Source organism: Burkholderia sp. S171 (assembly GCF_009766085.1).
Lineage (GTDB): Bacteria > Pseudomonadota > Gammaproteobacteria > Burkholderiales > Burkholderiaceae > Caballeronia.
Map to the genome: position 1 here is coordinate 1 of NZ_LMUF01000020.1, position 11,974 is coordinate 11,974.

Here is an 11,974-nt window from a genome sequence, read left to right on the forward strand (position 1 = left end):
GTTTCGTACTCTCTACTGCGAAAGATCGTCGACATTTAGCCGCGCAAAAACCGCCCTAACGGGTTCCGCTGACGGATACCTTTATTCGTTTGTTATCCAAACTAACAGCATCGTAACAATCTGTTTATAGACCGGTCCATTGCATAGGGAGTTATGGGCGAAAGGCTTGTTGTGTTCCATTTCGTTTGACGCCCTGCAGGCACTGTCGCTAGAGCTTGTTGCGAGAACTAAAGCGAAGGGGTTGCTGGCGTTAAATTTGCGACGCCGGAAAATAATCGCCGTGCATCAAATTCGCTTTCGCCGTTTAGAGTCGCCATTACCCATGCGGCATATGTAACGGGTTTGACACCAGCGAACCAAAATTTCTCGGGCGACTACTCGCGCGCACTGCTTCTTTGCCATGTTTATCTCCTGTCTCCTATGCACGCAGCTTGGGGGTGAGCCTGGCGTCACGGTCCAATGCGCGGCTACACATACCGTGACCATTCTTTATAGGTTCTTATCCGGTAACGCTACGAATACTCTTCGACAATGGTACTGTTTCTATCTGTATAAAGTGATCAATTTTCTTCACTGCATGACGTTATGTCGGACTACAGTGTGGAACCAATCTGATTAATGGACGGTCAATCCAAACACTCTCTCGCCGTGAATTTGCTGGGTGTCACCTTTCGGCGTAATGGCGCCGGGCGTTTTCGCCGTAATGACGCCACCGGAAACGAGCAATTGGAGGGTTCGAACGGGGATCAAGGTTGCTTGATTTTGCCTCCTTTTGCAAGCTCGGTTCTGGGTGATTCGACTCCCGGCTTTGGTCCGCGATAGCTCTCGCCGTCGAGGACGATTTTGTGGGCACCATGACGCAAGCGGTCAAGGGTTGCCGCGCCGATCATCTTGTTACCTGGGAATGCTTCGCCCCATTCTGGGAAGTCCAGATTTGAAGTCAAGATCGTTGCCGCGCGCTCATAACGCTCGGCGATCAGGTCGTGGAAGTCTTCATCGTCCGGCGAACGCAGTGGCTTAAGTCCGAAGTCGTCAATGATCAGAAGTGGAAGCTTGGCGAGATACTGGAAACGGCGGTCGTAGGTGCCCACAGCCGCCGCGCTGCGTAGACTTGCTAGCAAATGGCTTTGCGTAGAGAACAAGACATCGTGTCCTTGCCGCGCAGCTGCGTGTCCCAGCGCTTGTGCGAGATGACTCTTGCCAGTCCCACAGGGGCCGGCGATCAGAACGGCTACTTTCTCGTCGATGAATCGGCCTGTGGCGAGGTCGTGGATGGCGGCTCGATTCAAACCGGGTAGCCGATCGAAGTCGAATCCTTCGAGTGTCTTCTGGCTACGGAAGTTGGCGCGTCGCATGCGCAAGCTGAGTTTCTTGTTATCGCGCCGGGCTACTTCATCATGGATGAGCAGCGACAGGAATTCGGTGAAGGCGAGCTTGCGATCAATGGCCTCGCGATTTCGCGCTTCCAGCGAATCGAGGATGCCGGACAAGCGCAGTTGTTTGAGCAGCGGCGTTAGTTCAGGAATGGGATGCATGGCGCGCCTTATTGGAGAATGGTTTGAGTGTTGCGGCAGAAGCGGCCACCTTCGGTATAGGTGCTCGCCAGCGCATCAAAGGCGTTTAACAGCGTCAGTTGATCCAATCCCTTTTGCAGGATGGTTTTAACCGCTGTGTAGTGCGGCGTGCCGTAATGGTTTGCGCGCGAGCAAGCTGCTTCGAGTCGAATCGCGCCGTATTTCTGTTTAAGCCGCAACACACCCTGCACCGAGCGCATCTTGATTAAGACTTTGTCGCCGAAGAGCGCATAAACCAAGGCGTAGCAGGCAGGCCCGATCTGCTCAGCAGTTGCCAGACACCACTGGGTATCCTGCAGTTGCCAAGCTTGAGCAGCCGATGGCAGATGATCGTCTACGGTGCGGCGGCCGCCCGGACGGGTAAGACGCACGTGGGCCGCAACTGACTCCTGCCCGCGATAGAGTGTCACCATGGTGTCGGTTGCCTTAAGCCATAACTCTTGGCCGACTAGTCGATACGGGACCGAGTAAAAACTCTGCTCGAACTGAACATGAGCGTCACGGTGCACCTTTCCCTTAGCCCAAACTGCAAGCTCAGGCGGGACGTCTGGCAAGCTGATCAGTAGGGTTCGCTCGACTTCGGCGAAGCGTTTGAGCGGCATCTCGCGGGTGGTTCCGTGAATGCGGTTGCCGGCCTCGTTCATTGCCCAAGCTTGTATCTGGCGGTTGGCGTCAGCAAGACCACGGAACTCGCGCAAGGGCAAGAAGCCTCGCTTTACAAATTTGACGCCCGATTCCACGATTCCCTTTTTTTGCGGATCTCTTGGCGGGCATGCATCGATCTTGAAACCGTATCCTTCTGCGCACTCGCCATACGCGCGCTGTACTTCGGGCTCGTAATAACACGCCCGGGTGATCGCACATTTGCAATTGTCGATGATGACCCGGGCTGGCACGCCCCCAAATGCCTCAAAGGCGCGCCGATGACATCCCAACCAGGTTGCTACCGTTTGGTCTCGGACAAACTCGACATATTGGTGGCGCGACCACGCCAAGGTCATGACGAAGAACCAAGTCTTGTGGATCTCACCGGTAAGCGCGTCGGTCATCATCGGCCCGGCGCCGAAATCAACTTGCGCGGCTTCGGCGGGCTTGAACTCTAGGCGTAGCGGCACTTCGGGAGTGTGCGACGCGTCTATATGCAGAAGGAAACGATAGACCGAGGAATAGCTGCCGCTGTATCCGTGGTTGCGAACGAGCGTGGCGTGGATCGTCGTGCATTGAACCCCGGTCGCTCGCCACTTGGTGATCTGCTCGCGCCACGGTTCCAAGGTTGAGACGCAACTTGATGGTAGCGGCGCCTCTTTGCGATCTAGGAAAGTGGCCATTACGTCTTCATCGGGCAAAGCCGCTTCACGCACCAACCATCCGTTCTTGGCGGCAATCTCCCGCACCTGCGCAATCTTCTTGCGCCCCATGGTCTTCGATCGTGCGATATCCCGGTCAGAGTCGCCTCGGCGCATGCGCATCAGGATCTGTCGGTATTGGTACATCTCGAACCTCCGATTGGCCACGGCCACTCCCGGCAAAAGGCCGGCAGTCTAGCCGATCAATGAAAGTTCGAACCCTCGTTGCTCGTCTCCTGGGTGGCGCCATTACGCCGAAAAACGACTGGCGCCTTTACGCCGGAAACGCCGTGGCTCCATTACGCCGGAAATCCGGTGGCGCCATTACGCCGAAAACGAAATGGCGCCTATATGCCGGAAATTCACACTGGGTATTGCAAGTTCAAATATCATTGAACGAACAAACTTCGATCATATATATCGTGAGCAGCCCATGAGATCTGCAGTATCTCTATGAGATGCTTGTGTAGGAATAATTCCGGTCGTAATTCACGATGCCGACGAATGTTTTTACGGGGTTCCTGGTCGCTAATTTAGGTGAGTTCTAGCCTTAATTACGCGAATTGATAGTAAGCTGACGACAGCTGCAGCCATCACATAGAACGCCGGCGCCAGGCTGTTGTCGAGTGCCTTGATGAGCCAAGTGATAATGAGGGGAGCAAACCCGCCAAAGATCGTGACGGCTAAGCTGTAGGCGAGAGACAGTCCTGTCGTCCGGTTTTTTGTCTTGAACAAATTTGAGAGAAGGCCAGGCAATACCCCAAAGTAGACAGCCACAAGCGCTCCGAAAACGATTTCCACTATGAGCATCACAACGAAGACGGGGTGATCCCGTAGGACGGCAAGCAGCGGATAGACGAGCAGTAGAAACAGAGTTGACGAGCATGTCATTATTCTGATACATCCACGCCTGTTGGCGAAGTGCCCAGCCATCGGTGCGATGACGAACTGCGTTATGCCAGCCGCGAGCGTCGCTGCAAATGCATCGGAAGGCGCCATGCCCAGTTGCCGGATCGCGTAGGTCGGCATGTAGAGCAGCAGATAACTCGCAACCGTCGCCAGCACTACCGCGCCCACTGCAGGGCACAGTCGATCTCGATCATTCTTTAGCATCTCTGCCAGTGGATTCTCAGAATGAGCATTTTGTCTAAAATCAGGAGTCTCTTCGATATTTCTTCTGATACAGAGCGCAACTGGTCCTATAAGCAATCCAAAGCAGAATGGAACCCGCCACCCCCAACTGTTCATCTGGCCAGTATCAAGAGTTGCGTTTAGGGTGGCACCAAAACCGGCAGCTAGGAGCGTTGTGATGCCTTGACTCGCTACCTGCCAGCTGGTGTAGAAATAGCGCCTGCTAGGTGTGTGTTCCGCCAGAAAAGCAGTTGCGCTCCCGAATTCTCCGCCTGCAGAGAAGCCTTGAACCAACCGCGCAGCGACCATCCCAGCGGGCGCCCAAAGACCGATGCTTGAGTATGTTGGCAGAAGTGCGATCACGAGCGTGCCGGTCATCATTAGCGTGATTGAAGCCATAAGCGCCGCTTTGCGCCCAGCCTTGTCCGCGTACACGCCGAGGACTATCGCACCCAGTGGTCGCATTAAGAATGAAACGCCGAACGTACCCAGCGTCAGTATCAGCGAAACCGTATCGCTTCCTGTCGGAAAGAATAGCTTGCTGATCGTTACGGCGAAGAAGCCGTAGACGACGAGGTCAAACCACTCCAGCGCATTGCCCAGTGATGCTGGAATGATGATCCGCCAAGCGGCTGAGCTGGATTTGGCCTTTACATCGTCTGCGATCTTGTTCTGCATAGCTTTTCGTCTTTTCCCCGATAAATTTAAAAGTTATTTGCTGGCCTCAACGCGAGAGGCTTGTGATCACATTGCGCAAAAATCGCGACAGAATGCAATTTGGCTTACCTCGACGAATTCGTTCGGCCTGTGAGCTTGCTCGAAGTAGCCAGGGCCGCATATGACTGACGGGATACCGGCCTCTTGAAACTGACCGGCCTCTGTGCCATATGCGACTTGTTGACGGGAAGAGTTTGTCGTGAGAGCGCGTACCAACTGGGTAACGGCCGCTTCCTCCTGAGCCTCAAGGAACGGCGCCTTAGCTAACTGGATAATGTTAACGCCTGCGGACGGGTGCTCCGCGTGCATACGGGGTAGTAACACCGTGTCGACATACTCAATCACATTGCTGAAAAATGCATTCGGATCAACACCCGGAAGGTTCCGGCATTCAAACTCAAATTCACATCTATTCGGTATCGTATTGACCGCAACACCGCCCGTAATGATTCCGACTTGAGCAGTGCTGAATGGCACGTCAAAGTCGTTATCGAATGGACCATCACCTTGCATGCCGCCGTCGCATGCGGGGATGGTGGCAAATAGATTTGCCTAGCCGGCTCCGGCATCGTAGCTGAGAGTCGAATGCACTCCAGCCCGGTGCAAATCGTCACAGACCATCTCGATGAGCCCAAGCTTCGAATTGCGGCTCACTGTATCGAATGCCACTAACCGGGCTACCCGATCGATTGCAGCATGCGGATATGGGATCACACTCTCACCTCTAACATAGTAGAAGGCCTAGACTTCGACCAAAACACTCGACATCATCGCGAAACTGTGCCGCGACCGCGCCAAGCGAAATCTCCTCCGGGATGTTCCTAACGAGCGCGCATCAAATCATATTGTTAATCCACCCAGACGGTAAATCACTCAAAAATACTTTGCAGAAAATTCTGCCGACATGTGCCACGCTGGCTCAGCAGTTCGAGAACTGCCTGTTGCAGTGCCAAGTCTATGCTCGGAAAGAATCCTCGCACGTCAACAATGGAGCATGAAGCTGTCTATCCTTGGCGACTTTCGCTGGGTCCGGATGTGTCCGTGCCACCAAACTAAAATTTTCACGCTTTTTCGTGCTCCGACCAGAGCCATTTGAACCGTAATTTAAAGGATTGCCGCACTGCAAAGTCCCTCATCTGTGGGAGATGACGTTGCACGCGTCAACCGGTTCCTCGATGACGGGGTGGATGACTTTACGCGCCGAGCTTTACGGAAAGTCGCTCGCGAATTGGGGAAATTCAAGTTGGTGCAGACGCGCTAATCGACCTGCGCGCCGCGGACATCGATTTGCTACTTGGTTGGTGGTCACCCAGCTGATAGAGAAAGACGTGTTAAGTCACAGCAGTTCTCCGACGATCTTTCCTGGGTTCATGATTCCGCTAGGATCAAAGGTGTGTTTAATCGAGCGATGCAAGGCGAACGCGCCCCCGGCTTCTTGGCGTAAATATTCAATCTTCCCGTAGCCGATTCCGTGCTCGCCAGTACAAGTTCCTCCGCACGCGAGGGCACGTTCGATCATTCGCCTATTCACCTCGGAAACGCAAGTCATTTCATGTGGATCGTTGGGGTTGACGACAAAACACAGATGGAAATTGCCATCCCCAACATGACCGCAAATTGGTGCGTACAACTTGGCGTCAAGTACATCGTCTTTAGCAGCCTGAATGTTTTTAGCAAGCGACGATATTGGGACACAAACATCGGTGGGCAATGCCTGCGATCCCGGCTTCATTGCCAGGTTAGCCCACCAGATATCATGGCGAGCCTGCCAAAGCCGGGAACGATCCTCTGGACGCTCTGCCCATTCAAAATCACGTCCCCCATTCGCATCGACGATGTCCTTGACTAATTCGATCTGATCCTGGACCGAACCGGGACTACCATGAAACTCAAATAAGAGAGTCGGGGCAACACTCAAATTCAGCTTGGAGTAAAGATTAACCGCCTCGACCTGTGTATCATCAAGAAGCTCGACGCGACCAATTGGCACACCGGCTTGGATCGTGTGAATAACAGTCTGGACGGCCTGCCCAAGACTTGGAAAGCTACAGATGGCCGCGGCGATGCGCTCGGGCAAGGCATGTAATTTTAAGGTTATTGCCGTGACGATTCCCAACGTTCCTTCTGAGCCGATAAACAGATGTGTTAGGTCATATCCCGCCGCTGACTTGCGGGCTCGGGTACCTGTTTGCACTACGCTGCCGTCGGGCAACACGACTTCTAGGCTTAGCACCTGTTCGCGAATCGTTCCGTAACGCACCGCGTTGGTACCTGAAGCGCGCGTAGACACCATCCCGCCGATAGAGGCATCTGCACCGGGATCAATCGGGAAATACAGACCGGTGCCGTGAAGCTGCGCATTTAGCTGCTTTCGCGTTACCCCGGCGTCTACCGTACAATCCAAATCGTCGACCCGAATTGCACGAACCGCGTTTAGCTGTGATGTATCGACGCATATACCTCCGTATAAAGCCGAAATATGACCCTCGCAGGACGTACCAGTGCCGAATGGGATAATAGGTATATGCAGCTTTGAACATACACTTACAATCTTTTGAACTTCGCTAAGTGATTTTGGAAATATCACGGCGTCCGGGGCCTTGCCCGGATGGAAAGACGTGTCCTTCCCGTGCTGATCACGGACTGCATAAGACAAGCTCAGTTGATCACCGAAGTAACTCTTCAGACTGTCAATGGCATCATCGACGTTACCATAGTTCATAATCACTATCCTCATTAACGCTTTGCTGATCGTCAAATTCAGTTCGACCTTCTGCGAAAGCCAAGCACAAAATTTCGCCGCTAAAATCTGAGGCACACAAAGACGGTCTCTCTACTGCCCAATTTGAAGGGTCGCTTCGTCCCAAGTCAAGCGTTCAGCCGATAAGCTAATATTTATACGTAGTCCAAATTAACTATTCTTTCGTCATTATCTAAATCCGCACCGCCAGCTTCAATGCCATTTTTCCAAGTGTATTAGCCTTAATGTTGAAGTGACGCGCTAATGACGCGCTAATGCTATGGCTGCAATTTCCACTTCCCGTCCACAATCTTAACCATTACTTTCCCTCGCGCATCCAATCCGAGGTGATCGGTAGGGGACATGGTATACACACCGTTTGTAGCATGTAGATCCGTCGTTTTCTCAATCGCGTTGCGTAACGACTCTCGAAAATCCTTTGTTCCTGGGAGGACTGTTGATGGAACACTTGCGATCGCATGGTCGAGTATAAGCGAGGCATCCCAAAGATAAGCCGCAAATGTCGACCGTGTGCCTGCTCCCGGAAGAGCCTCATATTTTTGGATAAAATTTAGCGCAGGCAGCCTTGCTGGGTGAGAGTTTGGCAACTGCTCCGCGACAAGCACTGGTCCGGCCGGCAGCAAGGTACCCTCAACAGCTTTTCCACCAATACGAAGGAAGTCGTTGTTGGCTACCCCGTGGGTCTGATACACCATACCTTTATACCCATGCTCGTGAAGAAATACCTGCGGAAGTGCAGCGGGAGTACCGGAAGCAGCGATGAATACAGCGTCGGGCCTCGCACTCATCACCTTTAGCATTTGACCTACCACCGATGCGTCGGTTTTGCTGTACCGTTCGCTCGCAACCTGTCGGATAGCGGCTAATTTCGCAAATTTACCCATCTGCTCTAACCAGCCGTCGCCATATGCATCGTTAAACCCAACAAACGCGTAACTCTTTACACCCGCAGCACTCATATTGGCCACAACAAGCTCAGCCATCTGAGCGTCACTCTGAGGGGTTTTGAACACCCACCGTCGGCGACTGTCGACGGGCGCAACAATCGCTCCCGCCCCAGCGAGGCTGATCATGGGGGTCTCAGCTGACGCGACGATGTCAAGCAAGGCTAAGGAAGAAGGTGACAGGCTAGGTCCAATTAGTACATCGATTTGCCGTTCATCAATTAGCTTGTGAGCGTCTTTCACCGCCTGCGAAGGATCCGAAGCATCGTCAAGGACGATGTACTGAACTTGCTGCCCTCCTAGTCTCGACGGAAGAATGCCAACCGTCCTAAGCTGAGTCGCCCCAACCGATGCGGCTGGCCCCGTCTCTGACAGGATGATGCCGACTTTGATTTCCGCCAGCGCTGACCCACATATGAATAAGGCCGCAAGGATCATCAAGTTCTTATAGTTCATCGGGTCTCCGTTTGTAGGCGAAAACCGCCCTAGAACTAATTTATCTTATTCCGTCCGGACGGCCAATTAATGTTTTCCCGTATCTTGCTGGCATCTCGAGTATCTTGATGCTCCGCTTCACGATTCGGCAGTGCCGGACGGTACGATCTTGATCAGACTACGGTGGGAAATGCCGAGCTGGCTCGGGCGTGTGTCACCGATTTCGGTTCGACAGCGCGGTGCATTCCTTATCGGGGAAGATGAAGAAACCAGTATATTTAGCCTTATCAGGGCGATATAGCCTCAACGCCGTCAGTGAAGAGACCGCGCCAAAGCAGGGGCTCGAATCGGCGCCGACAAATAACTGAGGTAGGGTAGCCCTCCATCCTTATGGATGAAGGGCCCCCTAAGAACGGTTCTGTCGCAATAACGATGCTGCGGTAAAGTTCAGGTTACCAACACTTTGCTTCGGGCCACAATGAAGAAGACCGTGACACCGCGAAAGCCTCTTGCTGCGGGCATTGCCAAGCTTCTGAAGCGGCTTCATTATCCGCTGGATGTGATGCTGCTGTGCGTGCGATGGTATGTGGCTTATTCGCTCAGTCTTCGTGACCTTGAAGAAATGATGGCCGAGCGCGCCATCGGCGTCGATCATTCAACGGAGCATCGGTGGGTCATCAAGTTGGTGCCTTTGTTCGAAAAGACGTTTCGCAAGCACAAACGCCCTGTTGGCAAGAGCTGGCGTATGGATGAAACCTATATCAAGGTCAAAGGCTCGTGGAAATATCTTTATCGCGCCGTAGACAAAGCGGGTCACATTATCGACTTTCTGTTCAGAGCCAAACGGGACAAGGTTGCTGCCAGGCGTTTTTTTGAAAAGGCAATCGGTCAGAACGGTTCGCCCGAGACGGTGACCATCGACAAAAGCGGTTCTAATCTGGCGGCACTGCATGCGGTGAACGCGGAGCGCGAGACACCCATCAAGGTTCGTCAAGTCAAGTATTTGAACAACGTAGTCGAGCAGGACGATCGGGCCATCAAGCGTCGAACTAGACCGATGCTCGGGCTCAAGGACTTTGCCTGCGCGCGTGTCATTCTAAGCGGCATTGAAGTCATGCACATGATCAAGAAAGGGCAGATGAAGTGCGCAAACAAAACGCCGCTTTCTGCCGCCAACCAGTTCTACTCCCTTGCTTCATAAGCAATACGTAACAATCGCATTTGCACGGCCGTTGCGCTACATCGATTCGCATCTTTCGGGCAACCGTTTGAGTACCAAAGGTATGCCGGAACGCATGTGCCGAGGTGCCCAGGAGTTTGATGTGCGCATCGTGTGACAGCGCACCTTCTCGCAACATTGCTTGTATGCGATCCATCAACCTTGCGATTACCCACAATATTTGGCGAGCTCGAAGCCGAGCTGGATATCGGTGAGTCTTCGCAGGCCTCGCCAGATCACTGTGTTGCCGGGAGGAGGATCATTGGCTCGCGCCAGATAGCCGCCCAGTTGTGCAAGTTTGACGGTGTATCGTGTAAGGGGTTCGGCGTTTGCGGTCTTAACGGTATCTTTGACTAGTTGATCGAGCAGCAGTATTTCGGGCGGTGTCAATGCGATTTCGGCCGGCAATGGCGGGGCGGCTCGATGAACCATGCTCATCCAGAAGATACGCCAGCTTACGATGCAAAATACCGCGATGAGGTTAGCCAGTCGGTCCGCTGTGCGCAACATCGACTCTTCAGCCTTGCAGCCCGACTTAAGGATTTTGTGGAACACCTCTATTTTCCATCGCAGTGCGTACCAGTCCAGTTTCTCGATAGCCTGTCTACGGGACGTCACTGCCAAATTGGTGATCAGCGTCCATTCGATGCGCTTCCTGCCTGTGGGTATTCCCCGTTCAATTGCATGAATCACCGTCAAAGACAGAGGCGGGTAACGCCGTTGCTTGCCGATTGGCGGCAACACCGTTATGCGGCGATATCGAAGTTCCAGCGATGCCCGTTCAACCTTGCCGTACTGGTCGCGAACCACGATCCGATGTATGCCTTTGACACGAACCTCATCCATCTCTTATGCGATCGTGTGGTTTCCATCCCCTGCTAGCCGGTCAACGCAGGTTCGAACCAGAAAGTTGGTTTGTAATTCATGAGCGAGGCAAAAGAGTTCGTAAATGTCGCTTTCGCGATCTCCCACATGAATGCAGCGCTGTGGTTCGCCAAACAGGGCTGTCGATTGCCGCAGATTTTCGATCCATCGAAAGCTTTCCTTCTCCTCGATCGGAACGCGTGTCGGATTGATCTTGCGTTTGAGTGCGTCACACCCTTTATACTTCTTCCGGGTCCAGAACTTGATTGCTGCCAGACCCAACGGAACCCCTCGCGTAGTGACAGCAAGGCTCGAGTGCATCAGGATCCCGCAACCGGCCGACGCTCTGGTCGATCCAGCGAACCACATACCCAGGAATGCCTTGCGCGTTATTCTCACCTTCCCACGGATCTCGCCTTCGCTCTAGGTGGCTTTGTTGACGACGGGAGCAGTTAGCAATCCGTCGAGCAGTTCAGTCCGAATGCTATCGTCGTCGATGCGTTCAATTTTTTTCTGCACAACCTGCACGTCGACCTGATGATAACAAAGCAATTGGTGACGGCACCCAGGCAATGTTAGCGCCTGCTTTCGGTTTGCTGATTTCTGTTCGAGCATCGCGTGCTTCAGATCGGGCATTGCCCACATGCCTTTGTCAATCTAAGCACGACCGCGCAGGCCTGCGGCAAGATCGTCAGGACGTTGTTGCGCTCGTACGCGGGTTAGGCGGGATCTCATCAGTGTCACTCACCGAGATATGCTTCACGAACCTTCGGATCATCGAGCATGGCCTTGGCATCGCCGGACATCGTGACGAGACCCGAATCCATCACGTAGCCACGATTCGCCGCCTGCAACGCGAGCCGTGCGTTCTGCTCAACCAGCAGCACCGTCAGCCCTTCGCTCGAAATCTCGCGCACGACCTCAAAGATCTTCTCGACCATGATCGGCGAGAGACCCATCGACGGTTCGTCGAGCAGCAACAG

The 11,974-nt window shown here is 53.5% G+C and carries 7 protein-coding genes and 3 pseudogenes; 1 reads left to right on the plus strand and 9 read right to left on the minus strand.

The features are described from left to right. Positions 1 to 746: 746 nt before the first annotated feature. The 6 genes and pseudogenes from istB to GSQ93_RS11335 all read right to left on the minus strand — a co-directional run bounded on the left by istB (position 747) and on the right by GSQ93_RS11335 (position 8,929). The gene (istB, locus tag GSQ93_RS11310; protein ID WP_075359356.1) at positions 747 to 1,535 is read right to left on the minus strand and encodes an IS21-like element helper ATPase IstB; all 789 of its coding nucleotides are present in this window, start codon (positions 1,533 to 1,535) and stop codon (positions 747 to 749) included. Between the two features lie 8 nt (positions 1,536 to 1,543). Next, positions 1,544 to 3,067 (minus strand): IS21 family transposase, encoded by a 1,524-nt coding sequence (istA, locus tag GSQ93_RS11315; RefSeq protein ID WP_158935742.1) that lies wholly within the window; start codon positions 3,065 to 3,067, stop codon positions 1,544 to 1,546. Positions 3,068 to 3,448: 381 nt separating this feature from the next. Then, complete coding sequence (locus GSQ93_RS11320; protein WP_158935743.1) at positions 3,449 to 4,729, minus strand: MFS transporter; 1,281 nt, start codon at positions 4,727 to 4,729, stop codon at positions 3,449 to 3,451. Positions 4,730 to 4,795: 66 nt separating this feature from the next. Further along, positions 4,796 to 5,482: pseudogene (locus tag GSQ93_RS11325) on the minus strand (M20/M25/M40 family metallo-hydrolase). A gap of 622 nt (positions 5,483 to 6,104) precedes the next feature. Continuing rightward, the gene (locus GSQ93_RS11330; RefSeq protein ID WP_254073841.1) at positions 6,105 to 7,586 is read right to left on the minus strand and encodes an FAD-binding oxidoreductase; all 1,482 of its coding nucleotides are present in this window, start codon (positions 7,584 to 7,586) and stop codon (positions 6,105 to 6,107) included. A 200-nt stretch (positions 7,587 to 7,786) separates the two neighbouring features. After that, on the minus strand, positions 7,787 to 8,929 hold the full coding sequence (locus GSQ93_RS11335; RefSeq protein WP_158935744.1) for an ABC transporter substrate-binding protein: 1,143 nt from the start codon (positions 8,927 to 8,929) through the stop codon (positions 7,787 to 7,789). Positions 8,930 to 9,386: 457 nt separating this feature from the next. Between GSQ93_RS11335 and GSQ93_RS11340 the strand changes: the two genes are divergently transcribed. Then, complete coding sequence (locus GSQ93_RS11340) at positions 9,387 to 10,109, plus strand: IS6 family transposase (protein WP_158935745.1); 723 nt, start codon at positions 9,387 to 9,389, stop codon at positions 10,107 to 10,109. A 186-nt stretch (positions 10,110 to 10,295) separates the two neighbouring features. Here the strand turns inward: GSQ93_RS11340 and GSQ93_RS11345 are convergent, their stop codons facing one another. The 3 genes and pseudogenes from GSQ93_RS11345 to GSQ93_RS11355 all read right to left on the minus strand — a co-directional run. After that, positions 10,296 to 10,973 (minus strand): IS4 family transposase, encoded by a 678-nt coding sequence (locus GSQ93_RS11345; RefSeq protein ID WP_216857618.1) that lies wholly within the window; start codon positions 10,971 to 10,973, stop codon positions 10,296 to 10,298. Between the two features lie 337 nt (positions 10,974 to 11,310). Next, a pseudogene (locus GSQ93_RS11350) lies at positions 11,311 to 11,707 on the minus strand (malate synthase G); the annotation flags it as partial. 24 nt (positions 11,708 to 11,731) lie between these two features. Beyond that, a pseudogene (locus GSQ93_RS11355) lies at positions 11,732 to 11,974 on the minus strand (ABC transporter ATP-binding protein); the annotation flags it as partial.